The following is a 26,421-nucleotide window of genomic DNA, read 5'->3' as shown; positions in this document are numbered from 1 at the left end:
ATTGAAAAATGTTAAAGAAAGAGGAATTTGAAGTTGTTATAAAAGAATAAAGAGAGAAATCGTGATGATATCTCTCTTTAACTTAAAAGTGCTACTATATTATTTATAATATGAAATAGTATGGTTGGAATGATGGAATTTGTTTTCCTGTATAAAAAAGCCATCATTAGCCCTGCGAAGAACGCACTCACCATTATCCCCAGTGAGTATGTATGGGCGACTCCGAAAAATAAACTTGTCAAAATTGCAGCAATCCAGAATGGGAACCGTTCTGAGAAGAAGCGAAGCATAAAACCTCTGAAAATGAGTTCTTCAAAAATGGGTGTAAGTATTGCGGACCCGATAAGTAACAATATTTGATATTGGCTTAAAATATGTAAGTTTAACGCAGACGATTGTTCTTCTGATGCATCTGGAAATACGTGTTGTAATACGAATGAATTGAAAAGGATACTTAATGAAAAGATAATGAACAAGTATGCGTATGTACGATATTTTTTTAATACACTAAAGTCAAATGATGGTAATAATAATGTTTTGGCAGGCTCGTATTTAAATATGAAAAACAATAGAATAATTAGTTGTAGTGCAGTACCTGTCGTATCTATAATAGATTCGTATAAGGCGATTTGTGTTTTATCTGCAAATATACTTTTATACATTATTAGTGGGAGTATAAGGAATGTAGTTATAAAACCAGTGCCCCAAAATGCAAATAGAGTAGAGGGGATAAATTGTCCCCATGACATGGATTGTTTTTGTTCGTGCGGAAGTTGTGTAGTAAGTTGCATATGTTTAAACCACCTCTTTATATTTGTATATTTAATTATAAAGTATTTGTTTTTTGAATGTAACATTTAAATATTACATATAAAGGTGTATTTTCCATAAAATAATAAAAGAGGTATCACCCTATAGTGATGCCTCTTTCTCATTGATAACTATGTTCTGTTTTGTTGTTTGATTTCGATTGCTCTATTTGTAATTCACGCTCTACCAATCGATCTAACTGTTGAATTGCTTTTAGTGCTTTTTCATAAGAAATTGTTCGATAATGATGCGCTCCGCCCGGTTCTTCATCTGCTTCGTCTGCCCATTTAATAATATTTTGAAGAGACGTTCTTTCAATTTCTTGTTCCACTAAGAAAGAATCTGTATGAAGAAGAATGGCGATGGAAATTTCTTTTGCTAGTTTAGGGTGTTCTCCTAATCTAATAAGCAATTTATGAGCTCTTTCTGCTCCTTTAATTGCGTGTATATCATTCTTTTTATATAAATCATAGTCCCATTCGCCGCCTGTGTACCACGTATGATGTCCGATATCATGAAGGAAACCGGCTTTTGTCGCAGCATCGACTGAGGCGTGATGCTTTTTAGCTAAGTGAAACGCATGGTAAGCGACAGCGATCGCGTGGACCATCCCAGAACGATTTACGTATTTTTGTGTAATGTGGTGTTTAAAAATTTGTTCAAGCGTAATACGGTGCATAAAACATTCACTCCTTTTATCCCGCTTTAACGGGCAGTAAGATTCCTACTTCAAAATTCGGCGAATACGAGGAAGTTAGGTGGGGAATCAACTGCCCGTAAAAGCCCGATTGGTTCAACTAATAATTAGTGGGGATGAACACCGCTCCCCACTAATTAAAGTTTCACTTTATCTAATGGTGTCTATAAAGAAAATCGATCGGTTTAAATGTATTTTGAACATTGTACTCCATCATAGTTGGTTAGTAAAGTAGAAATGTTTAGGAGAAGAAAAAAAATTCCGCAAAAAAATCACCTTAGCTTATGCAAAGGTGATTTTTAAATTGCTTATTTTTTTAATCCTTGCTCTAGTGTTTCTAACATTTCATGCTTTTCATTTTCATCAGCGTTTTTCCAAATGACTTCGAATAAGACACCAAGACCTGGGAGCATTTTCTCTTCACCGCTTTGAATTGCATCGACAATTGTTTCTTGTAATTGATCTTGTGTATTACCAGATACATTTGCTAATACAGCACCGCGTAAATTAAAACTCATTGTTTTCACCTCTTCTTCAGAATTGAAACTGACGTTAGTTTTTGTTCTTTTTTATGTAAATATGTATGAAAAATAGGCTATAATGATAAGACAAGAAGAGAGGGAAATACATATTATGAAAAACATTGATTCAGTACAAAATCCGCGTGTGAAGCAGTGGAAAAAGCTGCAAACGAAGAAAGAGCGCGATAAAAAAGGTTTATTTTTTGTAGAAGGATTCCATTTAGTGGAGGAAGCTTTAAAAGCAGGAGTTGTAACAGAACTTATCGTTTCAGATCAGACAGACCTTCCGAAAGATTGGACAGTTAATGATGTAGAAATGTATATCGTACCGGAAGCAATCGTAAAAGTACTTCGTGAAACAGAAACGACGCAAGGTGTATTTGCTGTTTGTGAAAAGCATGAGAAGGAAGTAGCTCTTGCTGATGGGAAGTTTCTTTTATTAGATGGCCTGCAAGACCCAGGTAACTTAGGGACAATTATTCGTACAGCTGATGCAGCTGGTATTCATGCCGTTGTGCTTGGAGAAGGTTGTGTTGATGTTTATAATAGTAAAGTACTCCGTTCTACACAAGGTTCTATTTTTCACTTACCAATTGTAAAAGGGAACTTAGAAGAATGGGTAGACAAGCTAAAAGAAAATAACGTTCCTGTATATGGAACAGCTCTTGAAAATGGAGTTCCGTACGGGGAAGTAACACCAGCTGGTAGCTTTGCATTAATTGTAGGAAATGAAGGAAACGGCGTACGCCAAGAAATTCTTGCAAAAACGGATCGAAACTTGTATATTCCGATTTACGGCGGGGCAGAATCATTAAATGTTGCAGTTGCAGCAGGAATTTTAACGTATTATTTGCAAAGCCCGGTTGCGAACAAATAAAAAACTTCTTATAATAAGTTGAAGTACATTATATTAAAAGTTAAATAACGAAAAACGTTGATAGAGAAGAGTAGCTTACAAAATCGCCATATAGGGAGAGAATGCCGTAGACTGAAAGCATTCTTATGGTAGACGGAAGTGAATTCACCTCTGGAGTTGACGCCAGGACCATGTATATGTAAAGGCGTTCCGGTCAGAATTGATCGTTATAACTAATGAGTGGGCAGACATGTTCTGTCAATTTAGGGTGGTACCGCGAATTTACCTCGTCCCTTTTTGGGAGCGAGGTTTTTTTATTTTTAAAATTAGGAGGGTTCCAAATGGAAGCACGTTTAAAAGAGCTAAAGCAAAAAGCGTTAGAGCTTATTGAAGAAGCGAAAGAGCTAAAAGGCTTAAACGACGTACGCGTAGCGTATTTAGGAAAAAAAGGTCCAATTACAGAAGTATTACGCGGCATGGGAAAATTATCAGCAGAAGAGCGTCCACGTATGGGAGCATTAGTAAATGAAGTACGTGAAGCGATTCAAACGCGTCTAGACGACAAAATCAGCAACTTAGAAAAAGCAGTAATTGAAGCGAAATTAGCAACTGAAACAATTGATGTTACATTGCCAGGTCGTCCTGTTGAAACAGGTTGTCACCATCCGTTAACAGCTGTTGTTGAACAAATTGAAGATGTATTCATCGGTATGGGTTATGAAGTAGCGGAAGGAACAGAAGTAGAAAAAGACTACTACAACTTCGAAGCATTAAACTTACCGAAAGATCACCCAGCGCGTGATATGCAAGATACATTCTACATTACAGAAGAAACGTTACTACGTACACATACATCTTCTGTGCAAGCACGTACGATGGAAAATAATAAAGAAAAAGGCCCAATTAAAATTATTTGTCCTGGTAAAGTGTATCGCCGTGATGACGATGATGCGACGCATTCACACCAGTTCATGCAAATTGAAGGTCTTGTAATTGATAAAAATATTCGTATGAGTGACTTAAAAGGTACACTGCAAGTATTCGTGAAAAAGATGTTCGGTGAAGATCGTGAAATCCGTCTTCGTCCAAGTTTCTTCCCATTCACAGAGCCATCTGTAGAGATGGACATTTCTTGTATGATGTGTCATGGCAAAGGTTGCGGCACTTGTAAAGGAACTGGTTGGATTGAAATTTTAGGCGCAGGTATGGTTCACCCGAACGTACTTGAAATGGCTGGTTATGATTCAAAAGAATATCAAGGTTTCGCATTCGGTATGGGCGCAGAGCGTATCGCAATGTTGAAATACGGCGTAGATGACATTCGTCATTTCTATACAAATGATGTACGTTTCTTACAACAATTCAAACGAGCGTAAGGGAAGGAGAGGATAAGTATGTTCGTATCATATCGTTGGTTACAAGAGTATGTAGATATTAAAGATGTAACGGCACAAGAACTAGCAGACAAAATCACGAAAAGTGGTATTGAAGTAGAAGGTGTTGAAGTATTAAATAAAGGTGTAAAAGGTGTTGTAGTTGGTCACGTATTAGAATGTGAAAAACACCCAGAAGCTGATAAGTTAAGCAAATGCTTAATTGACATCGGCGAAGAAGAACCAGTTCAAATTATTTGTGGTGCTGCTAACATTGCAAAAGGTTTAAAAGTACCAGTTGCAAAAGTTGGCGCTGTACTTCCTGGTAATTTCAAAATTAAAAAAGCAAAACTACGTGGTGAAGCTTCTCACGGTATGGTTTGTGCTCTTCAAGAGCTTGGCATTGATGGAAAGTTAGTTTCAAAAGAATACGCAGATGGTATCTTCATCTTCCCAAGTGACGCTGAAGTTGGTGCAGATGCACTTGAAATTTTAAACTTACATGATGAAGTACTTGAGCTTGGTTTAACACCAAACCGTGCAGATTGCTTAAACATGTTAGGTGTTGCATATGAAGTAGCTGCTATTTACGGCCGTGAAGTAAAACTTCCAGCTATCGACTTACAAGAAACAGCAGAAAAAACTGCCGATTACATTTCTGTAAGTGTAGAAGCGAAAGAAGAAAATCCATTATACATTGCAAAAATGGTGAAGAACGTAAAAATTGGTCCATCACCAATGTGGATGCAAACTCGCCTTATGGCAGCTGGCATTCGTCCGATTAGCAACGTAGTTGATATTACAAACTACATTCTAATGGAATACGGTCAACCGTTACATGCATTCGATTACGATAAATTAGGTTCAAAAGAAATCGTTGTTCGTCTTGCAAAAGAAGGCGAAAAAATTGAAACGTTAGATGATCAAGAACGTACGTTACAAAGCCACCACCTTGTTATTACAAACGGCACAAAAGCGTTAGCAGTTGCTGGTGTAATGGGCGGAGCGGATTCAGAAGTTACAAATGAAACAGTAAACGTTCTAATTGAGTCTGCATACTTTGCAGGTCAAACAGTGCGCCGTACATCAAAAGACTTAGGTCTTCGCAGTGAATCAAGTGCACGTTTCGAAAAAGGAATCGACCCAACACGTACATTTGAAGCAATTCAACATGCAGCTGCTTTAATGGCAAAATACGCTGGCGGTGAAGCACTTGAAGGAGTAGTAGAAGCTGACAACTTACAAGTACAGGAGCGTACAGTATCTGTTACTGCTGAAAAAGTAAACCGAGTATTAGGCACAAATATTTCTGCGAGTGAAATGGGTACAATATTCACAAACTTGAAATTCCCATTCACAGAAGTAGAAGGAACATTCCACGTGAATGTACCAGCACGTCGTCCTGATATTACAATTTCAGAAGACTTAGTAGAAGAAGTGGGCCGTCTATACGGTTATGACCACATTCCAGTTACATTACCTTCTGGAACAATGACTCGTGGTAAATTAACAGCAGCGCAAACGAAACGTCGTAAAGTACGTCGCTTCTTAGAAGGTGCTGGTTTATATGAAGCAATTACGTATTCATTAACAAGCGCTGACAAAGCGAAACAATATATGGTGGAGCCAAACGAAAAAGCGCCTGTAGCTCTTGCGCTTCCAATGAGTGAAGAACGTAGCCAACTTCGTTTAAGCTTAGTGCCACAATTGTTAGAAGCAGTTTCATACAATGTCGCTCGTAAAAACGATAGCGTTGCTTTATACGAAGTAGGTTCTATCTTCTTACCGACAGAAGAAGGAGAACTTCCGAAAGAAGAACAACATCTTGCAGGTGTTATGACAGGGCTTGCTCTTCACCATGCATGGCAAGGTGAGAAAAAAGTAGTAGACTTCTTCGTTGTGAAAGGTGTACTAGAAGGTCTATTTGACGTACTTGGCGTTTCAAACCAAATCACATATGCACCAGCAAAACGTGAAGGTATGCACCCAGGTCGTACAGCTGACATCGTATTAGAAGGCGAAGTAATTGGTTTCATCGGTCAATTGCACCCAGAAGCAGAAAAACAATTAGATGTGAAAAATACATTCGTATTCGAACTATCTCTTGTAAAAGTATTCGGTGCAGACACTGAAGAAACTTACTACTCAGCAATTCCACGTTTCCCATCTATGACACGTGACATGGCTGTTGTCGTAACGAAAGAAACAAAAGCTGGCGAAATGAAGCAAGTTATTGCTGAAGCTGGTGGAGAACTTCTGAAAGACGTAACACTATTTGACTTATACGAAGGTGAAAAAATGGAAGAAGGCAAGAAATCACTTGCATTCTCTATGAACTACTTCGATGCAGAGCGTACGTTAACAGACGAAGAAGTAACAGAAGCACATAACCGCGTGTTAACAGCGGTAGAAGAGAAATTTGGTGCGGAGTTACGTAAATAATAAGAAATTGCCGGATTTATTCCGGCAATTTTTTTAGTGGATTGGTTGTCGGAAAATGTCGGTAAGTCGATATATTACAAAAATCGCCGATATATTTGGAGTTACGGTCGATATATTACAAAAATCGCCGATATATTTGGAGTTACGATCGATATATTATAAAAATCGCTGATATATTTGGAGTTACGATCGATATATTACAAAAATCGCTGATATATTTTCCGACATCTTGCATCTTTCTCTCGAATGTAGTACATTAATTTTAGTTTAACAAAATGAAAGACGATGATAAGGAAAAGTAGTATATACTATAATCCAAAGCGAGTCAGGGACGGTGAGAGCCTGATGAGGCGGTATATGTGAAGAACACCTTGGAGTTGCTAACCGAAATTGAATCTTGTATTCAAGAGTAGACTTAGACGGGAATCCGGCCTGTTACAAACCGGGAAGTATGTATTACATACGAGTTAAAGTTGGTCTTTATGACAAATTGGGTGGTACCGCGAAGTTTAACCTTTCGTCCCTTTATGGATGAAAGGTTTTTTTGTATTTAAATATATCAGCAAAGGAGAATTTCACTATGGAAAACACATTAGTAAAAAGTCTGTATAGAGACACAGATAAATACGCAGGTCAAACAGTACAAGTATCAGGGTGGATTCGTAACTTACGTGATTCAAAAGCATTTGGTTTCATCGAATTAAACGACGGTAGCTTTTTCAAAAGCGTTCAAATCGTTTTCGATACAGAATTAGATAACTTCAAAGAAATTGCAAAGCTTCCACTTAGCTCTTCAGTTAAAGTAGAAGGTAAAGTAATTGTAACGCCTGGAGCGAAACAACCATTTGAAATTAAAGCAGAAAAAATTGATATTGAGGGCTTATCAGATTCTGATTACCCACTTCAAAAGAAACGTCATACGTTTGAATACTTACGTACAATTGCTCACTTACGTCCAAGAACAAATGCATTCTCTGCAACGTTCCGCGTACGTTCTATCGCAGCATTTGCGATTCACCAATTCTTCCAAGAGCGTGGATTCGTACATGTTCACACACCAATCATTACTGGTAGTGATACAGAAGGTGCGGGCGAAATGTTCCGCGTAACAACGCAAGATTTAAACAACGTACCAAAAGGCGAAGACGGACAAGTTGATGAATCAAAAGACTTCTTCGGCAAAGAAACAAACTTAACAGTAAGTGGACAGCTGAACGCTGAAGCTTATGCATTAGCATTCCGTGATGTATACACATTCGGACCTACATTCCGTGCAGAAAACTCAAACACAACTCGCCACGCTGCTGAGTTCTGGATGGTTGAGCCTGAGATTGCATTCGCTGAACTAGGTGACGTAATGAACCTTACAGAAGATATGCTGAAATATGCAATGAAATACGTATTAGAGCATGCACCAGAAGAAATGGAATTCTTCAACAGCTTCGTTGATAAAACAGTTCTAGAGCGTATGAACAACGTAATTAACTCTGACTTCGGTCGCATCACTTATACAGAAGCAATTAAAGTACTTCAAGAATCAGGTGCTGACTTCAAATACCCAGTAGAATGGGGTATTGACTTACAAACAGAGCATGAAAGATACTTATCAGAAGAAATCTTCAAACGCCCTGTATTCGTAACTGACTATCCGAAAGACATTAAAGCATTCTACATGCGCTTAAATGATGACGGTAAAACAGTAGCTGCTACTGACCTTCTAGTTCCTGGCATCGGTGAATTAATCGGCGGAAGTCAACGTGAAGAAAGAATGGACGTTTTAGTAGACAGAATTAAAGAATTAGGCATGAAAGAAGAGGACTACTGGTGGTACTTAGAACTTAGAAAATACGGCGGTACAAAACACGCTGGATTCGGTCTAGGTTTCGAGCGCTTCCTAATGTACATCACTGGCATGGCTAACATCCGTGACGTAATTCCATTCCCAAGAACTCCAGGTTCTTCTGAATTCTAAAATATGAAAAAAGCGAGAGCAACTGCTCTCGCTTTTTTATAAAAATATATTATTGGATTTTTATAAAGTGATTTCGATATGATATACCTTTGATATTTAGTATATTCGCAGGTTCTGTTTTTATATTTTAAGAGTTTATTTTTTGCTTGAGTAGATCGTGTATATATAAGGCACATATTGGATAAAAGGTGGGGGAAATATGAAAATTAAGAAAATAAAATTGGAAAATAACCCAATTCTGGGGGATATTGAACTGGAATTTACTGATGAATCAGGGAGAATAATTAATAATGTTATTATCGCTGGAGAAAATGGTACAGGGAAAACAACTTTGCTAGAAATTATTTATGATTTTTGCGCTTTAGAAATAGATCATAATAAGGAAATTCGTCAATTTACTATAGAGTTGACAGATGCAGAGGTTGCTTTTTTGCAGAGTGTACCTCTATACGAATCATCACTGCAGAATGGTATAAAAAATAACGAAGTTAGGATTACTATAGATTATTATAATTTTAATAACAATGAATTCTGGTTCTATAAGGATGAAGAGGATGATGCTTCAGAACAATCGTTAAGGGGCAGTTATTACTATCGAAATGATGAGTTGGGACAGGTTCTTAAAGGTATATATTCAACAACTGAGGTGAATTATACCCCAGAGAGTATTAATGCAGTTACAGCAGGGGATATTGATTTGGAGGCTAAAGGGAGTATAAAATCGACTAGTAATATTGCTACTGAAATAACCCAGTTACTAGTTGATATCAAGACTTTAGATGATTCTGAACTGAGTGATTGGGTGGTTGAGCACCCCAATGCAGTACCGATAGACGAAGTAAAGCAAGTTAGAATGAAAAGATTTATGAATGCTTTTAATTATATTTTTCCTGCAAAGAGATATTCTGGTGTTAGGAACGAAAATGGGAATAAGAAAGTTTACTTTAAGGAATATGATAAAGAAATGCCGATTGAGAAACTAAGTTCTGGTGAGAAACAAATTGTCTTTAGAGGTAGTTTTTTATTAAAGGATCAAAAAAGTAGCCAAGGCATTATCGCTTTAATAGATGAACCAGAGCTTAGTTTACATCCTGATTGGCAAATGAAAATAGTTAACTATTTCAAGAGGCTTTTTATAAATGAAGATGGAGAACAGACTTCTCAACTCTTTTTTGTAACACATTCTCCTTTTATTATTCATAATAATGATAGAATAGACGATAAAATTGTCATTTTAAAAAAAGATGAAAATGGAGATGTATACCTACCCGCTGAAGGGAAGTTCTTCTCTTGGACGTCAGAACAAGTAGTAAAAGAAGCATTTAATATAAATAGCACTATCGATGAAGTTAGAGAGAAAAGGAAAAATCTAATTATTACGGAGGGCAAAACTGATTGGAAGCATCTGAAAAGAGCTTTATTAAAACTACAAGAAAATGAATTATTTGTTGATGTTGATTTTGAATTTTTAGACTACGAAGGAACGCAAATGGGACATGGGGAATTGTTAGCTCTTTGTAAACAAGTTAGCAAGATTCAAAATGAGTATAAAATCGTTTGCATTTTTGATAGAGATGTATCCAATGTTAATAGAGAAGTTGCTTCGCAGGGAGCGGATTATAAATCATGGGGGAATAATGTATATTCATTGTTATTACCGGTTCCTAAGCATAGGGAAGAAACGCCAGGTATATGCATCGAACATTATTATTTTGATAGCGAGATAACACTTATGGATGAAACGGGAAAAAGAATGTATTTGGGAAATGAATTTAGTCGTAAATCTGGGCAACATATTTTAGAAAAAGATAAGTTTTGCCAGGCTAAAAATAAAGTTGGTGGCAGTTCAATTAGTATTATAGATAGAGATTGTGATGTATTTGTAGGTGAGAAAGAGGATGAGAATATAGCATTATCCAAGAATCAATTTGCGGAGAATATATTACAGGGGGTTAAACCGTTCGATACAGTGAATTTTGATAATTTTCAACCTATATTTGAAATTATTGAAGAGATAATACAAGAAAGTTAGAAAAATGGGCAGAAGAGTGATTTTTTAGCTCTTCTTTAAACGTTAGAATAACAATTTGTAGAGTTGTATTTACATGCATTTCTAAATACAGATGTCTTTTTAAGAATATAAGGAATAGATAGTTTTGGTGTAGTAATTTATGTATTATTTTTGAAAGGGAAATAGAATTAATTTGTACTTATTTAAGAGGAAACAAGGCGAAAAGAATCCAATTCTTTTCGCCTTGTTTAGTTCATGAAAATCATGTCGATACTAAAAAGTAGTTATTTTTTCAATAAGCGAAACGCCTTTTCCGTATTAGCAAAATGCAGTTTCACAAACTCAGGTAATCGTTCTTTACCAAGCTTTTGAATTAATTTAGCGGCGGCGATATCAACTTGTTTACCAGCACCTTTTGGAAGGGGCATACCAGCTTTTTTGCTTAGTTCGTTAAATTGTTTTACGAATGAGTAACGAGCTAAAATGGAGGCGGCGGCTACTGCTAAATGGACGCTTTCGCCTTTCGTTGCGAAGTAAACATTTTCACGTTGTACCTGTTTTTGTTTTGCTAAATATTTGTAGTATGTATCAGGCTGTGTGAATTGGTCGATTAAGACGCCTTCAGGTTTTATAGGTGCCATTTTAGCTAATAAGTTTGTAATAGCTTTATTATGTAGCAAAGCTTTTAGTTTACCTTGGTTGTTTCCTTTATCAAATAGCTCGTTATATTTTTCGTTATGAAGAACGAGAGAGCTGTAAGGAACAACGTGTAGAAGTTGTTTTGCAATGGCAGTAATTTGTTCGTCATTTAAGTTTTTAGAGTCTTTTACACCAAGTTCTTTTAGTAGTGGAATTTGCTTCGCATCCACATATACAGCAACGACTGTCATCGGTCCGAAGAAATCACCAGTCCCCACTTCATCTGACCCTACGATCGACATTGTACCGATGGAAGCAGGCGGTGCATAACGGTGTGAATCAACAGATCTTTTTACAGCTGTTTTCGGTGTTTGAGAGACAGTTTGCCAACGAGAAGCTTCTGCTTCAGCACGTCCACCTTGGAACATTACTTTTCCAGATTTATACGCTGTGATTGTGCAAGATGGCACTTTTGCCATGAAGATTCCGCCTTGTGGAGTTTTCGGGCTAAGCGAATGTTTATATTGTTGTTTCATGTCTTCAATTACTGTAGAATTTGTTTGAATTACGATAGAATTTGACATAATGGTCACCCCTTTTTTTATATTGTTATTTTTATCATATCGGATTGTTCTTTCTGTTTCCATATTATGAAGGTTCATGGTATGATAAACTTTAGGATTCTGTACGTGATTGGAGGCCGGTGAGTTGTCACAACAAAAGGGAAAGAAAAGTCGAATTAATGTAGAAATCTATGGTCAGCAATATTCAGTTGTTGGCGATGAAAGTACAAGTCATATCCGCATGGTAGCAGCGATTGTGGATGATAAAATGCGCGAACTCAATGCCAAGAATCCTTCGCTTGACACGAGTAGACTAGCGGTATTGACGGCGGTAAACGTCATACACGATTACATAAAATTAAAAGAAGAACATGAGAAATTGAAAGAAAGTATGACAAAAAAAGGAATGGAATAACATGATTGATATTATTATCATTTTACTGCTTGTTATGGGATTTTTCCTCGGCTTACGCAGAGGGTTTATTCTGCAACTTGTAAAGTTAACAAGCTTTATTATCGCATACCTTGTTGCATACTGGTACTGTAAAGATTTAGCGCCAGCACTTGCGAAATTTATTCCGTATCCATTTGATAAAAATGTATCTGTTCCAGAATGGATTGATGCAAATAATATTGAGACAGTATTTTATCAAGCGCTTGCGTTTATCATATTGTTTATTATCACAAAAATTGCACTTTCATTACTTGGTAATTTGTTAAATATGTTTGCAGAAATACCGGTTTTAAAGCAAGTAAATGCGTTTGCGGGGGCACTCCTCGGATTTTTAGAAGTATATATTATTTTGTTTGTCTTAATTATCATTGGAAACATTCTTCCGATTGAACAATTACAAACACCATTACAACAATCATCAATTAGCAAAATAATTGTAGACGATACACCGATTCTCTCTGAAAAGGTGAAGGAACTATGGCAGACAGGTAGCAGAGTATAACTTCTCTTTTTTCGGAAAGAGAAGTTTTTTTCTATGAAAGAAAGGCGGGGTAATGATGAAAGTAAATAAAAAACAAGTTATCAAATTATTAGAGACAATCGGGCTTTTTATGGAACTAAAGGGTGCGAATCCATTTAAAATATCTGCATTTCGTAAAGCGGCAGCAGCATTAGAAAGTGATGATCGTAGTCTTTCTGAGATTGAAGATTTCACGAAGATTCCGGGCATTGGAAAAGGAACAGCGGCAGTTATTCAAGAATATATAGAGTCGGGAACATCTGAAGTATTACAAGAGCTTGAACAAGAAGTGCCAAGTAGCTTATTACCGTTATTAAAATTGCCAGGCCTTGGTGGTAAAAAGGTAGCTAAGTTATATAAAGAACTTGGTGTTGTTGATATGGAATCGCTAAAAGCGGTTTGTGAGGAAAATAAAGTACAAGCTTTAGCTGGTTTCGGCAAAAAAACAGAAGAGAAAATATTAGAAGCAATCGATCAAGTAGGATCTCGTCCAGAGCGTTTACCAATCGCGATGGTATTGCCTATTGCCGGGGAAATAGAGGAGAAATTGTCGAATATTGCTGAGGTAATTCGTTTCTCTCGCGCTGGTAGTTTGCGCCGTGTTCGTGAAACAGTAAAAGATTTAGACTTTATTATTGCAACGACAGAACCAGCTGCAGTACGTGAGCATTTACTACAATTTGATAATATGATTGAAGTAATTGCGAGCGGGGATACGAAAGTTTCTGTTCGTCTTCAATATGAATATGATATTTCAATTGATTTTCGCTTAGTGAAACCAGAAGAGTTTATTACAACTCTTCACCATTTCACAGGATCCAAAGACCATAACGTAAAAATGCGTCAAATCGCAAAAGATAAAGGCGAGAAAATTAGTGAGTACGGTGTAGAGAACTTGGAAACAGGGGAAGTGAAAACATTTGAGACTGAAGAAGAATTCTTTGCTCATTTCGGTCTTCCATTTATCCCGCCAGAAGTTCGTGAAGATGGAAAAGAAATTGAATTAATTAAAGAGTATCCAAACTTAATTCAGTTCTCTGACATACAAGGTGATTTACATATGCATACAACATGGAGTGACGGTGCTTTTTCTATTGAAGAGATGGTACAAGCGTGCCGTGCTCGTGGATATAAGTTTATGGCAATTACTGATCACTCACAATACTTGAAAGTAGCGAACGGTTTAACGAAAGAGCGCCTTCGTGAACAAGCGAAAGAAATTGAACGTATGAACGAAAAGTATCCAGACATTACAATTTTACGCGGAATTGAAATGGACATTTTACCGGATGCCTCGCTTGATTTTGATGATGAAGTATTAGCAGAACTAGATTATGTCATTGGAGCAATTCACTCTAGCTTCTCACAAGACCGTGAAACGATTATGAAACGTCTTCGTGCTGCACTAGAGAATAAGCATGTCACAATGATTGCCCATCCGACAGGACGTCTCCTTGGACGCCGTGAAGGTTATGATGTAGATACAGACTTATTAATCGAACTCGCAAAAGAAACAAATACAGTTTTAGAATTAAATGCGAATCCAAACCGTCTAGATTTAAGCGCGAAATTATTAAAACAAGCACAAGATGCCGGTGTAAAAGTAGCGATTAACACGGATGCTCATACACTTGAAATGTTAGAAGATATGGAAACAGGTGTAGCGGCAGCACGTAAAGGTTGGATTCAAAAAGATAACGTGATTAACACGTGGGATATTGAACGTTTATTAGACTATATTAAACGTAATAAGTAACACAAGGGGGACCTGCAACATGTTAGAAAGAACGTTGCGTGTATTAGAATATAATAAAGTAAAAGAACAATTACTTGAACATACAGCATCTTCACTTGGTCGTGACAAAGTGAAGAACTTAGTGCCGAGCACTGATTTTGAAGAAATTGTAGAGATGCAAGATACAACGGATGAAGCAGCGAAAGTCATTCGTTTAAAAGGCAGTGCACCATTAGGTGGTATTACGGATATTCGCTCCAATGTGAAGCGTGCAAAAATTGGAAGTATGTTAAGTCCAAATGAATTACTTGATATTGCAAATACGATGTATGGTAGTCGCAATATGAAACGTTTCATTGAAGATATGGTTGATAATGGTGTCGAGCTTCCGATTTTAGAAACTCATGTCGCTCAAATTGTATCTTTATATGATTTAGAAAAGAAAATTACAAATTGTATCGGTGATGGCGGTGAAGTAGTCGATAGCGCAAGTGATAAACTGCGTGGTATTCGTACTCAAATTCGTACTGCGGAAAGCCGTATTCGTGAAAAGTTAGAAAATATGACGCGTTCTTCAAACGCGCAAAAGATGCTGTCTGACTCAATTGTAACGATTCGTAATGAACGTTACGTAATCCCAGTAAAACAAGAATACCGCGGCGTATATGGCGGTATTGTTCATGATCAATCAGCTTCGGGACAAACGTTATTTATTGAACCGCAAGTCATTGTAGAGTTAAATAACGCGCTCCAAGAAGCACGTGTGAAAGAAAAACAAGAAATCGAACGCATCTTATTAATGTTAACAGAAGAAGTGGCAGTAGAAGCCGATATCGTTTTATCAAACGTAGAAGTAGTTGCAAATCTTGACTTCATTTTTGCGAAAGCTTTCTATGCGAAGCGAATTAAAGCAACGAAACCAATCGTAAATAACGAGCGTTACATGGATTTAAAACAAGCACGTCATCCGCTTATCGATCCAGAAGTTATTGTGCCAAATAACATTATGTTAGGGAAAGATTTTACGACAATTGTTATTACAGGACCGAATACAGGTGGTAAAACAGTTACGCTGAAAACAGTTGGTATTTGCGTATTAATGGCACAATCTGGTCTTCACATTCCAGTAATGGATGAGTCAGAGATTTGTGTGTTTAAAAATATATTTGCTGATATCGGTGATGAGCAATCGATTGAACAAAGTTTAAGTACGTTCTCCTCACATATGGTGAACATTGTTGATATTTTAGAAAAAGCTGATTTTGAAAGCTTAGTTTTATTCGATGAATTAGGTGCTGGAACAGACCCGCAAGAAGGGGCTGCACTTGCCATTTCAATTTTAGATGAAGTATGTAATCGCGGTGCTCGTGTTGTTGCTACGACGCATTACCCAGAATTAAAAGCATACGGATATAATCGTGAGCAAGTTATCAATGCGAGCGTTGAGTTTGATGTAAATACATTAAGTCCAACGTATAAATTATTAATCGGTGTACCAGGACGTAGTAATGCCTTTGAAATTTCGAAACGCCTTGGATTATCTGATCGCGTCATTGAGCAAGCACGCAATCACATTAGTACAGATACAAACAAAATTGAAAATATGATTGCGAAGTTAGAAGAAAGTCAAAAGAATGCAGAGCGTGACTGGAACGAAGCAGAAGCACTTCGTAAGCAATCTGAAAAACTGCATCGTGAATTACAACGTCAAATTATTGAATTTAACGAAGAGCGTGATGAACGATTATTAAAAGCGCAAAAAGAAGGGGAAGAAAAAGTCGAAGCTGCAAAGAAAGAAGCAGAAGGCATTATTCAAGAACTTCGTCAATTGCGTAAAGCACAGCTTGCAAACGTGAAAGATCACGAGTTAATTGAAGCGAAGAGCCGTCTAGAAGGCGCAGCACCAGAGCTTGTGAAGAAACAAAAAGTAAACGTGAAAAATACTGCGCCGAAACAACAGTTACGCGCAGGTGATGAAGTAAAAGTATTAACGTTCGGTCAAAAAGGTCAATTGCTTGAAAAAGTAAGCGATACAGAGTGGAGCGTACAAATTGGTATTCTGAAGATGAAAGTAAAAGAATCTAATATGGAATACATTAATACACCGAAACAAACAGAGAAAAAAGCAGTTGCAACAGTAAAAGGTAGAGATTATCACGTTTCATTAGAACTTGACCTTCGTGGTGAACGATTTGAAAATGCAATGGCGCGCGTCGAGAAATATTTAGACGATGCCCAGCTTGCAAGCTATCCTCGTGTATCAATCATTCACGGTAAAGGAACAGGAGCACTTCGCCAAGGTGTTCAAGATTACTTGAAGAAGCATCGTGGTGTGAAAACATTCCGTTACGGTGACATGGGCGAGGGAGGCCTAGGCGTAACAGTTGTCGAATTAAAATAGAAAACAACGAAACAAAGGGGAAACCATTATATGTTTATGGACAAACTTGCAAAAGTATTGTTAGCTTGTTGCGGAATATTTTTGGTGATTGGGGTTATTTATTTAGTTGTTTTTGCGAAGTAAGTGGCAGCAGCGATCTTTAAGGTTGCTGCTGTTTTATATGTGTAAAAATTTAAAATTAATATTTAGGAGAAGAGACATGGCAGAATTAGCAGTAAATAATGTAGTTGAGCTTAAAAAACAGTTAGAATCATTAATTAGCGATTATATTAAGGAATTAAATTTAACTGTATCTACGCATGTTGAAATATATGACTCAAGTATGAAGGGGAGTGATGAATTAGACCCTAGAGTACAAGAGGTTTTAGAAAATCACATCAATAAGTTTGATTTTTCTGATAAATACGAAGAGATAGATATTGATAACATTAATAGGATATTAAATAAGGAATTTACTAGTGAAAAGCATGGTGATGAAAGTGATAATGAAAGTTTTGATGAAGAGAACCTATTGAACTATTTTAATTTTCTGAGTAAAGGGGAGCATTTATGTTTTATAAGATTTAGTGGTTTTGAGCGAAGTGTCGTATCTTTGTTTAAGGAAAATGCACATCCATTTATAAAAGAAACTCTCAAATATTCATTTTTAAGGTTTATGATGAACAAAATATTCGAGTGCTTAAGAGATGGGAAGTATGAACAATTACAAGAAAATAATAGAGGGGACTATATAGCATCTAAAGGTAGAGAATACATGAGGAATCTGCTGAATTATGTCTCAGGATTAGCAGTACCTACATCAATGAAAGGAGTCTATCGTAATGATTTATTTGATGAATTCAATTACATTTCAACTTTAAATTATGAGGGAGGAACTGTTTCAGCTAAATTATTAATGGTTAGTAAAAATGAAATAGATAAACATGTGAATTTTTATATTAGATTAGAGGAGCCGATTAGCTTTAATCAGCATAGAAGGATAAGGAAATTATTAGAGACATCTGATAAAAAAACTTTCTTAATTGGAGATCATGAAAAAATTTACGGATTAGGTACGCTGAGAGATTATGAATTTCTAAAGGATAAAACCATATTTGTAATTGACTTTATAGGGAAATTTGAATATAAAATTAGCATTATATCAATGAGTCGTAATGTGATTACTAATGTAGAAAATGGAAATGTTGAGAATGTTAAATGGTGTTTAAATGAGCATCCAATTTTATTTATTAGATATGGAACACCTAACCTTAAAGAAAATGAGTTTTCTGATATTAAATTAAAAAATAAGCTTGAAAAAGTATTTGAAAATGAAATAGAGGAAAAAGAAAAGGATAGACTAGTTGATATTGTAAAATATGCGGTGAAGCAAAAAAGTGGTACTACAGTTGTATTAACAACTTCTGAGGTTGCTGAAAAAGAGATAGATAAATTAGAAAGTGAGGCTATTAGGATAAATAAGACTAATTTATTAAATAAAAATGAGTCTGAGTTAAAAAATATAATCGAAAGAATTACTTGTATAGACGGTGCAGTCTATTTTGATATAAAGGGTAATTGCTACGCAATAGGTGTTATTTTAGATGGCATTACTAAAAAAAATCAAGGGGATTCATCGAGAGGAGCTCGCTATAATTCTGCAATTAGGTATGCAAATAAAGAGGATTTAAAAGATAATTGTGTAATTATAGTTATATCTGAAGATGGAATGGTAGATATAATACCAGATTTTGAAGAGATGGAAGAGAAGATAAATAATCTAGTTAACCAGTTGATGGAATTGATTAATAAAAAGAAATTTAAACAAGCTTTAGAGTTAATACAACAAATTCAAATAGCTAATAGAACTGCAAGGATATATTTTTTTGAAGGATATATATATGACAAGATTGATAATAATAACTTTAAAAAAGCTATTGAAATGTATACTAAAGCCGTTGAGCTGGATAGTAATTATGTGAGTGCTTATATTAATCGAGGACATATAAATAGGCGGCAAGAAGAATATGAAAACGCGATATTGGATTATACCAAAGCGATTGAATTAGATGAAAATAAGGCGACTTTCTATAATCATCGTGGTCATGCATATAGTCAGTTAGGGAAATATGAAGAGGCGATTGAGGATTGCAATAAAGCGATTGATTTAGCTGGAAGTAAGGCTGTTTTCTATGTTAATCGCGCATACGTATATAGTAAATTAGAAAAGTATGAGGAGGCGATTGAGGATTGTAATAAGGCGATTGAATTAGATGGAAATAAGGCGACTTTCTATAATCATCGTGCCGCGTATATTTATAATAAGTTAGGAAAATATAAAGAAGCAATTGAGGATTGTAATAAAGCGATTGAATTAGATGGAAATAAGGCAGTTGCCTATAGTAGTCGTAGTTATGCATATAATCAGTTAGGGAAATATGAAGAGGCAATTGAGGATTGTAATAAAGCGATTGAATTAGATAGAAATAAGGCGAGTTTCTATAATAATCGTGGTTATGCATATAATCAGCTAGGAAAATATGAAGAGGCAATTGAAGATTGTAGTAAAGCGATTGAATTAGTTGAAAGTAAAGTAAATGTTCATAGCAAACGTATAAAAGGAAATGCCTACAGTAATCGTAGTTATGCATATAACCAGTTAGAGAAGTATGAAGAGGCAGTTGAGGATTGTAATAAAGCGATTGAGTTAAACCCAGATAAAATTGAAGTGGTATATTATAATCGCGGTTATGCATTTGAAAAATTAAAGGATGATCCAAAAGCAGAAAAAGATTATATAAAAGCAATTGAAATTAATCCAGACTATGAGGAAGCAATTGAGGCTAGAAAGAATTTGTACATTATTGCAAATCAATAATGTATTAAGAGTATGATCTTTTTAAAATTGATAGAGTATGGAATAGGGTGATATATCATGAAAATCAACCAATACATAAGCGAAGCAAAATCATGCTCAAGACGTGAAACAGACCGCCTTATTAAAGCTGGACGCGTGGCTATTAACGGCGAAATATGTACGCACGGTGCAATTGTAAGTGATGATGATGTAGTAACGATTGATGGACAGGTTATTGTAAAGGAAGAGAAAGAAAAGGTGTATATAGCCTTTCATAAACCAGTTGGCATTACTTGTACAGCAGCCGATCATATTGAAGATAATATTATTGATTATATTAATTATCCAGAGCGTATCTTTCCTGTTGGACGATTAGATAAAGCATCAGAAGGACTTATTTTATTAACGAATGACGGTGCGATTGCGAATCAAATTTTACATGGTGATCATGAGCATGAGAAAGAATATATCGTTACGGTTGATAAACCTTTTACAGATTGGTTTATTGATGAGATGTCCAGCGGTGTAAAGATTAAAGATGGAATGACGAAGCCATGTAAAGTGACGAGAGTGGATCAATCTACATTTCGCATCGTTTTAACGCAAGGAATGAACAGACAAATTCGTAGAATGAGCCGTGCTTTCGGGTTTACTGTAATAAAGCTAAAGCGAGTTCGCATTATGAATATAGAGCTAGATGATCTAGAAGTGGGAAAATGGCGGAGCGTTACAGCTGAGGAATTAGAAATATTAATAGGGCAGTTATAGGGAGGAAAAATTTTCTCCCTATATTTTTTGTCAGAAAAAATAAAACTATTGATTTTTTAAAAAATAGACCATATAATAAAAAACAACAAGTTTCGACAAGATATTTTATAAAAGTAATGATGAGGACATGAGTTGTTTTCTACGATTCTCAGAGAGGGAAGCCTTAGGCTGTGAGCTTCCTAATACGAAAAAACAGACTTACCACCTCTAAACTTCAAGAGTGAACTGCATGATGCATTGTAATTCTTGGCGGATAAAACCGTTATCAATTTACACGAGCTATAAAATGAGCTTATTTCGTTATAAATTCATTTTATTAGAATAAGGGTGGAACCACGATTTCAACACTCGTCCCTTTGTTAGGGACGGGTGTTTTTTGCGTTCTTTTACGGGGAAGTATGCTTGAAAGAGGATATGTGACGGATTTCGATTCAGAATATTTTGTTAATTTTTTTAGGAGGTTAGTAGAAATGAAATCATCTTTAAAGTTTTCTGAGATGTTTGCAATAAGTTTAATGTTATTTGCACTATTTTTCGGTGCAGGTAATATGATTTTTCCACCAGCATTAGGACAAGGCGCTGGAACAGATGTATGGATTGCGTTGTTTGGCTTTATCGTAACAGGAGTTGGATTGCCTTTATTAGGAGTTATCGTTATAGCTCTTAAGGGAGATATTAATGAGTTAGCAGGGCGTGTACACCCTATATTCGCACTAGTTTTTATTACTGCAATTTATTTATGCTTAGGTGTATTCGTAAGCGTGCCGCGTACAGGAACAGTTGCCTATGAAATGAGTGTTGCACCGTTCTTACCAAGTGAGATAGCTGGTCAATCGTACCCGCTTGTTATCTTTACATTTATTTTCTTTGCTGTAACTTTTTATTTAGCTTTAAACCCATCAAAATTAGTGGGCCGCATCGGTAAAGTATTAACTCCGATTTTATTAGCTGTTATTGCAATTATTGTAGTGAAAGCACTTATTACACCGATTGGAGAATTTGGTGCACCGACAGAAGCATATAGTGCTCCGCTCTTTAAAGGTTTTATTGACGGATATTTAACTTTAGATGGACTTGCAGCACTTGTTTTCGGAAATGTTGTTATTCATGCTTTAAAAGGAAAAGGTATTACAAATAAAAATAGCATTGCAAAAGTAACAATTTTTGCAGGATTTATTGCAGCAATTGGTTTACTACTCGTTTACTTAGCGCTTGCTTATCTTGGAGCTTCTAGTGTCTCTCTTGGAATGGGAGCAAACGGAGGAATTATTTTAACAAACGTTGTAAATCATTTATTCGGTAGTTACGGAACTTTATTATTAGGAATCGCAATTTCAGCAGCATGTTTAACAACTTCAGTAGGGATTGTCGCAGCTTGCGGAGAATATTTCTCCTCTTTATTACCGAAGCTTTCTTATCAAAAAGTTGTTTTCATTTTCTGTGTATTAGCATTTATGGTAGCGAATCTTGGTTTAACTCAGTTAAATGCATTAGCATTACCAATCTTAATCGCAATTTACCCAATTGGTATCGTGCTAATTATATTATCACTTGTTGAAAACTATATTCGTCTTCCTTTAGTCATGTATGTAGGTGGTATCGTAGGAGCATTCATGATTAGCTTCTTTGATGGATTACACAATGCAAATCTTGAGATTGCAGCATTAACACCAATTTTAAATAAAATTCCATTATATAGTGTTGGGATTGGTTGGTTCGTTCCTGCTCTAGTAGGTATTGTAATTGGATATGTCATTTCATTGTTTCAAAAGCAAGAAGTTGCTGTAGAAAAATAGAGAAAAGAGGCTTTCTATGAAAGAAGGCCTCTTTTTTTGTAGGAAAAGCCACATATAAGGAAATTCAGATATTTAAAGTTTTATACGTAATATAGTTGACAAAAAAATTATGAGTAGGCTAAGATTGACTTAGTTGTGGAAATATTGGAAGGAAAGTGAGGAGTGAAAGGTATAAGGTTTTCTATAACAATATTATTTTTGTAGATAGAGGTGATCAAGTAGGAAGATGGATAGTTTTATTTTTTTTGAGATTCATTGAGAATGATAATCAACAAAATAAATAGAGACTTATGTTAAAATAAGAATCGCTCTTTATAAAGAATAGAGAGGGATATTATTTTTAACATGAATTGAGAATGATAATCAATTATATCTGTATTACATAAACAAATTACAATTAAATAAGGATAGAAGATTATTATTTTTTTCTAATATAATGAGAATAATTATCATTTTCAAAAAAGTATGGATGAAAGATAAACAAGGAGGAAGTAAACCAAATGAGAAAGATTTCTGTATTACCCGCTTTTATTATAACGTTCGTATGTATGCTAGCTTTTCTTATCATGCCATATGGGAAAGTTTCAGCACAACTAGCTGACGGTACGTATGATATTAACTATGTCATTCAAAAAGCGGAAAATGATTCAGCTTCAATGGCAAATGATTATTTTGAAAAACCAGCTAAGCTAATTGTGAAAAATGGTGAGATGAGAGTGCAAATCCCGATGAATCATAGTGCTTGGATTACAGAATTTAAAGCACCTGAAAACGGGGATTTTGTTGATGCAAAAGTAGTTAGCAAGGACGAGGCTGCTGATAAAAGAACGGTTGAATTTAAAATTGATGATTTATCAAAACCATTAGGAGTAAAAATTCATGTTGTCGTACCAAGTGCAAACTATGACCACCACTACACAATTCGTTTTGCTTTTGATGCAAATGTAAAAGCTGTAGGTGGAGATAACGGCGCGGCTACTACAACAAAAAACAATGATCAAACGAAAACAGGTACACAAGTTAAAGAAGAGAAAACAAAAGTGGAGAATAAAGAAACAACAAAAGAAGCGAACAAAGAAACAAATAAAGATACAAAAAATGAAAATGGTAAAGCTGAAAAAACAGATAATCCTAAAACAGGCGATGAAGCACGTATCGGATTATTTGCGGTGTTAATTCTTATTTCAGGTGTTTTCTTAATTCGTAACGTGAAGTTTAGTAAATAAATAAAAAGGAGCGTTATTTCATTGAACAGGTATCTTAAGATTGTTGTTGCTATGTTTTTAATGATATTTACATTCGTATCAACACTACAACCACTTGCAGTTCAAGCAGCTACTCAATTAGCTGACGGTGAATACTCAATCGGTTTTAAAGTTCTTAAAGACGCATCGGATGAAGTATCCATGATGAATGAATACTCTGTAAGTCCAGGAACTTTAAAAGTGAAGGATGGGAAAAAGAAAGTGTCCTTTACATTAAAAAATAGTTCATGGATTACGAAATTTGAAACAGACAAAGCAGGTCAACTTGTTGAGACAAATGTAATTAGTGAAGATAAAGAAAAAGATACAAGAGTAGTAGAATTCGATGTGGAAGATGTAGAGAAGATATTAAATGCGAAAGTAAAAGTAGATATTGATTTTCTGAACTATCATCATGAATATGATGTTCGTATTGCATTTGATCAAAATAGCATTACACCAATTCATGTAGAAAAACCAGATGAAAAAGAGGACCCAGCTAATAAGCCAGATCCAAATGAAACTACGGATCCAGGTCAGAAGCCCGACCAAAAGCCTGACCCAGATCAACAACCAAATTCTAACACAATTGAAGATGGTGCGTACAGCATTCCTTTCAAAGTGTTAAAAGATCAAACAGATGAAGAATCTAAAATGAATAGTTACATGGAAAATCCAGGAGTATTGAAAGTAGAAAATGGTAAGAAAAAAGCGGTTGTAACGTTAAAAAGTAGCTCATTAATTAAAAATTTCCAAACGGAAAAAGATGGTGCATTTGTTGATGCAAAAGTAGTGAGTGAAGATAAAGAAAAAGATACAAGAGTAGTAGAGTTTGAAGTAGCTGATTTATCGAAAAAACTTAATACAAAAGTATTTATTGAGATGGCATCAAGAAATTATAAACAAACGCATGACGTACAACTTGTATTTGAACAAGACAAATTGGAAGCTATTAAAAGTGAAGACAAACAACCAGACGGAGGTAAACCAGACGGAGACAAACAACCAGACGGAGATACCATTAAAGATGGTGAATACAATATTGGTTTTAAAGTATTGAAAGATAAAACAGAAGAAATTTCAATGATGAATACGTACACGAAGAGTCCAGGAGTATTAAAAGTGAAAGATGGAAAGAAATATGTATCCTTCACATTAACGAATAGCTCATGGATTACAAAGTTCGAATTTGAAAAGAATAATTCATTTGTTGATGCAAGTGTATTAAGTGAAGATAAGAAAGCTGATACACGTGTAGTAGAAGTGGAAGTAGCTGATTTATCTAAGAAACTAAATGCAAAAGTGAAAGTAGATATTGATTCAATGAATTATCACCATTTCTATGATATTCAATTTGCATTTGATAACGATAGTATTCAACCGTTAGACAACCAAGGTGGAAACAACAATCAAGGCGGAAGTAACGACCAAGATGGAAACGATAACCAAGGCGAAAATGACAACCAAGGTGGAAACAACAACCAAGGTGGAAACAACAACCAAGGCGAAAATGACAACCAAGGTGGAAACAACAACCAAGGTGGAAACAACAATCAAGGCGAAAATGACAACCAAGGCGGAAATAACAACCAAGACGATAACACAGCAATTGATCCAAACGCTCTTAAAGACGGTGAATACAGTATCGGTTTTAAAGTGTTAAAAGATAAAACAGAAGAAATTTCAATGATGAACACATATACGAAGAATCCAGGTGTATTAAAAGTGAAAGATGGAAAGAAATATGTATCCTTCACATTAACAAATAGCTCATGGATTACGAAGTTTGAGTTTGAAAAGAATGGTGCGTTCGTCGATGCGCAAGTATTAGGTACAAATAAAGAGAAAGATACAAGAGTAGTAGAAGTGGAAGTAGATGATTTATCGAAAAAGTTAAATGCAAAAGTGAAGGTAGATATCGATGCAATGAATTATCATCATTTCTATGATATTCAATTTGCATTCGATAAAGGAAGTATTAAAGCTTTAGGTAACCAAGGTGGAGATACTAACCAAGATGGTAATGGTAATCAAATCGGAAGCGACAACCAAGGCGGAAACGACAACCAAGATGGAACGAATAATCTAAATGAAAACCCAACAGTTGATCCGAAAAATTTAAAAGATGGTCAGTACGATATTGCTTTTAAAGTGTTAAAAGATAAGACTGAAGAAATTTCAATGATGAATCAATATGTTGTAAGTCCAGCAAGATTAACAGTGAAAGATGGTAAGAAGTATGTTGCAATGACACTGAAAAATAGTGACTGGATTACGAAATTCCAAACAGAAAATAATGGTGGATTTGCAGATGCAAAAGTAGTAAGTGAAGATAAGGCTGCCAATACAAGAGTCGTAGAATTTGAAGCTAATGATTTATTTGCAAAATTAAATGCAAAAGTAAAAGTAGATATCGATTCAATGAATTACCATCATTTCTACGACGTACAAATTCAATTTGATACGACGAAGATTGGCGCTGTAGGAACGGTAAAAGAAGAGCCAAAGAATGAACCGAAAAACCCAGTAACTACACCAAAAGTAGATAATGTAAAAACAGTAGGAACTCCTGATTTTAACCGAAATGCAGATGGTAAAAAGAAAAACGAAGCTACAAATAATGATTCGAAAAAAGAGAAAAACTCAAAAACTGCAGATACAGCACAACTTGGTTTATACATGATGTTACTGCTAGGTTCACTTGCTTTACTAGTTCGTAAATATAGAGCAGGTAGATTGTAATTTTTGGAGTCTTGATGCATGTTCGCGTGCATCAAGACTTG

At 35.6% G+C, this 26,421-nt stretch carries 18 protein-coding genes and 3 other annotated features; of the genes, 14 read left to right on the top strand and 4 right to left on the bottom strand.

Annotation, left to right across the window (positions count from 1 at the left end; all coding sequences use genetic code 11):
* Positions 1-77: 77 nt before the first annotated feature.
* From PDQ40_RS13680 to sspI, 3 genes are all read right to left on the bottom strand, one after another.
* Positions 78-791: a CPBP family intramembrane glutamic endopeptidase gene (locus PDQ40_RS13680; protein WP_001177663.1), complete on the bottom strand. Its 714-nt coding sequence runs from the start codon at positions 789-791 to the stop codon at positions 78-80.
* Between the two features lie 140 nt (positions 792-931).
* On the bottom strand, positions 932-1,489 hold the full coding sequence (locus PDQ40_RS13675; RefSeq protein ID WP_000554789.1) for an HD domain-containing protein: 558 nt from the start codon (positions 1,487-1,489) through the stop codon (positions 932-934).
* A 326-nt stretch (positions 1,490-1,815) separates the two neighbouring features.
* A complete protein-coding gene (gene sspI, locus PDQ40_RS13670; protein ID WP_000009513.1) occupies positions 1,816-2,025 on the bottom strand; it encodes a small acid-soluble spore protein SspI in 210 nt (69 codons plus the stop codon).
* An 82-nt stretch (positions 2,026-2,107) separates the two neighbouring features.
* Between sspI and PDQ40_RS13665 the strand changes: the two genes are divergently transcribed.
* The 5 genes from PDQ40_RS13665 (at position 2,108) to PDQ40_RS13645 (ending at position 10,703) form a co-directional block, all read left to right on the top strand.
* Positions 2,108-2,905 carry a TrmH family RNA methyltransferase gene (locus tag PDQ40_RS13665; RefSeq protein ID WP_001993769.1) on the top strand — a complete coding sequence of 266 codons (798 nt, stop codon included), beginning with the start codon at positions 2,108-2,110 and terminating at the stop codon, positions 2,903-2,905.
* A gap of 48 nt (positions 2,906-2,953) precedes the next feature.
* Positions 2,954-3,182, top strand: a binding site (T-box leader).
* Positions 3,183-3,225: 43 nt separating this feature from the next.
* Entirely contained in the window at positions 3,226-4,260 is a 1,035-nt protein-coding gene (gene pheS / locus PDQ40_RS13660) for a phenylalanine--tRNA ligase subunit alpha (protein WP_000388219.1), read from the top strand.
* Positions 4,261-4,278: 18 nt separating this feature from the next.
* Positions 4,279-6,699 carry a phenylalanine--tRNA ligase subunit beta gene (gene pheT, locus PDQ40_RS13655; protein WP_076875244.1) on the top strand — a complete coding sequence of 807 codons (2,421 nt, stop codon included), beginning with the start codon at positions 4,279-4,281 and terminating at the stop codon, positions 6,697-6,699.
* A gap of 276 nt (positions 6,700-6,975) precedes the next feature.
* Positions 6,976-7,227 (top strand) — a binding site (T-box leader).
* Between the two features lie 52 nt (positions 7,228-7,279).
* Positions 7,280-8,671, top strand: a complete 1,392-nt coding sequence (gene asnS / locus PDQ40_RS13650) for an asparagine--tRNA ligase (protein WP_000432166.1) — start codon at positions 7,280-7,282, stop codon at positions 8,669-8,671.
* Between the two features lie 199 nt (positions 8,672-8,870).
* The gene (locus PDQ40_RS13645) at positions 8,871-10,703 is read left to right on the top strand and encodes an AAA family ATPase (RefSeq protein ID WP_000694259.1); all 1,833 of its coding nucleotides are present in this window, start codon (positions 8,871-8,873) and stop codon (positions 10,701-10,703) included.
* A gap of 263 nt (positions 10,704-10,966) precedes the next feature.
* On the opposite strand, the gene rnhC is transcribed toward PDQ40_RS13645, so the two are convergent.
* On the bottom strand, positions 10,967-11,905 hold the full coding sequence (gene rnhC / locus PDQ40_RS13640; RefSeq protein WP_270691456.1) for a ribonuclease HIII: 939 nt from the start codon (positions 11,903-11,905) through the stop codon (positions 10,967-10,969).
* 124 nt (positions 11,906-12,029) lie between these two features.
* On the opposite strand from rnhC, the gene zapA reads away from it, so the two are divergent.
* The 9 genes from zapA (at position 12,030) to PDQ40_RS13595 (ending at position 26,380) form a co-directional block, all read left to right on the top strand.
* Positions 12,030-12,299 carry a cell division protein ZapA gene (gene zapA, locus PDQ40_RS13635; RefSeq protein WP_000082701.1) on the top strand — a complete coding sequence of 90 codons (270 nt, stop codon included), beginning with the start codon at positions 12,030-12,032 and terminating at the stop codon, positions 12,297-12,299.
* A 1-nt stretch (position 12,300) separates the two neighbouring features.
* The gene (locus tag PDQ40_RS13630; protein WP_000565413.1) at positions 12,301-12,840 is read left to right on the top strand and encodes a CvpA family protein; all 540 of its coding nucleotides are present in this window, start codon (positions 12,301-12,303) and stop codon (positions 12,838-12,840) included.
* A gap of 55 nt (positions 12,841-12,895) precedes the next feature.
* On the top strand, positions 12,896-14,614 hold the full coding sequence (gene polX, locus PDQ40_RS13625) for a DNA polymerase/3'-5' exonuclease PolX (protein ID WP_000867555.1): 1,719 nt from the start codon (positions 12,896-12,898) through the stop codon (positions 14,612-14,614).
* 19 nt (positions 14,615-14,633) lie between these two features.
* Entirely contained in the window at positions 14,634-16,994 is a 2,361-nt protein-coding gene (locus PDQ40_RS13620; protein WP_071742023.1) for an endonuclease MutS2, read from the top strand.
* A 199-nt stretch (positions 16,995-17,193) separates the two neighbouring features.
* Positions 17,194-19,851, top strand: coding sequence for a tetratricopeptide repeat protein (locus PDQ40_RS13615; protein ID WP_270691455.1), 2,658 nt, complete (start codon positions 17,194-17,196; stop codon positions 19,849-19,851).
* Positions 19,852-19,908: 57 nt separating this feature from the next.
* On the top strand, positions 19,909-20,598 hold the full coding sequence (locus tag PDQ40_RS13610; RefSeq protein ID WP_000700721.1) for a 23S rRNA pseudouridine(2604) synthase RluF: 690 nt from the start codon (positions 19,909-19,911) through the stop codon (positions 20,596-20,598).
* A 107-nt stretch (positions 20,599-20,705) separates the two neighbouring features.
* Positions 20,706-20,957 (top strand) — a binding site (T-box leader).
* A gap of 111 nt (positions 20,958-21,068) precedes the next feature.
* The gene (gene brnQ6 / locus PDQ40_RS13605) at positions 21,069-22,394 is read left to right on the top strand and encodes a branched-chain amino acid transport system II carrier protein BrnQ6 (RefSeq protein WP_000842644.1); all 1,326 of its coding nucleotides are present in this window, start codon (positions 21,069-21,071) and stop codon (positions 22,392-22,394) included.
* A gap of 500 nt (positions 22,395-22,894) precedes the next feature.
* Entirely contained in the window at positions 22,895-23,620 is a 726-nt protein-coding gene (isdC, locus tag PDQ40_RS13600; protein WP_061535690.1) for a heme uptake protein IsdC, read from the top strand.
* Positions 23,621-23,671: 51 nt separating this feature from the next.
* Entirely contained in the window at positions 23,672-26,380 is a 2,709-nt protein-coding gene (locus PDQ40_RS13595; protein ID WP_270691466.1) for an NEAT domain-containing protein, read from the top strand.
* Positions 26,381-26,421 lie beyond the last annotated feature (41 nt).

The organism is Bacillus cereus group sp. Bc061 (assembly GCF_027715825.1).
Lineage (GTDB): Bacteria > Bacillota > Bacilli > Bacillales > Bacillaceae_G > Bacillus_A > Bacillus_A paranthracis.
Note: the sequence above shows the minus strand (reverse complement) of the source record. Positions and strands in the feature narration are given on the sequence as shown.

Bases quoted from the DNA above. Each gene is read 5' to 3' on its own strand.
- PDQ40_RS13680 (WP_001177663.1), bottom strand. From the start codon at position 791: ATGCAACTTACTACACAACTTCCGCACGAACAAAAACAATCCATGTCA.
- PDQ40_RS13675 (WP_000554789.1), bottom strand. From the start codon at position 1,489: ATGCACCGTATTACGCTTGAACAAATTTTTAAACACCACATTACACAA.
- sspI (WP_000009513.1), bottom strand. From the start codon at position 2,025: ATGAGTTTTAATTTACGCGGTGCTGTATTAGCAAATGTATCTGGTAAT.
- PDQ40_RS13665 (WP_001993769.1), top strand. From the start codon at position 2,108: ATGATAAGACAAGAAGAGAGGGAAATACATATTATGAAAAACATTGAT.
- pheS (WP_000388219.1), top strand. From the start codon at position 3,226: ATGGAAGCACGTTTAAAAGAGCTAAAGCAAAAAGCGTTAGAGCTTATT.
- pheT (WP_076875244.1), top strand. From the start codon at position 4,279: ATGTTCGTATCATATCGTTGGTTACAAGAGTATGTAGATATTAAAGAT.
- asnS (WP_000432166.1), top strand. From the start codon at position 7,280: ATGGAAAACACATTAGTAAAAAGTCTGTATAGAGACACAGATAAATAC.
- PDQ40_RS13645 (WP_000694259.1), top strand. From the start codon at position 8,871: ATGAAAATTAAGAAAATAAAATTGGAAAATAACCCAATTCTGGGGGAT.
- rnhC (WP_270691456.1), bottom strand. From the start codon at position 11,905: ATGTCAAATTCTATCGTAATTCAAACAAATTCTACAGTAATTGAAGAC.
- PDQ40_RS13630 (WP_000565413.1), top strand. From the start codon at position 12,301: ATGATTGATATTATTATCATTTTACTGCTTGTTATGGGATTTTTCCTC.
- polX (WP_000867555.1), top strand. From the start codon at position 12,896: ATGAAAGTAAATAAAAAACAAGTTATCAAATTATTAGAGACAATCGGG.
- PDQ40_RS13620 (WP_071742023.1), top strand. From the start codon at position 14,634: ATGTTAGAAAGAACGTTGCGTGTATTAGAATATAATAAAGTAAAAGAA.
- PDQ40_RS13615 (WP_270691455.1), top strand. From the start codon at position 17,194: ATGGCAGAATTAGCAGTAAATAATGTAGTTGAGCTTAAAAAACAGTTA.
- PDQ40_RS13610 (WP_000700721.1), top strand. From the start codon at position 19,909: ATGAAAATCAACCAATACATAAGCGAAGCAAAATCATGCTCAAGACGT.
- brnQ6 (WP_000842644.1), top strand. From the start codon at position 21,069: ATGAAATCATCTTTAAAGTTTTCTGAGATGTTTGCAATAAGTTTAATG.
- isdC (WP_061535690.1), top strand. From the start codon at position 22,895: ATGAGAAAGATTTCTGTATTACCCGCTTTTATTATAACGTTCGTATGT.
- PDQ40_RS13595 (WP_270691466.1), top strand. From the start codon at position 23,672: ATGTTTTTAATGATATTTACATTCGTATCAACACTACAACCACTTGCA.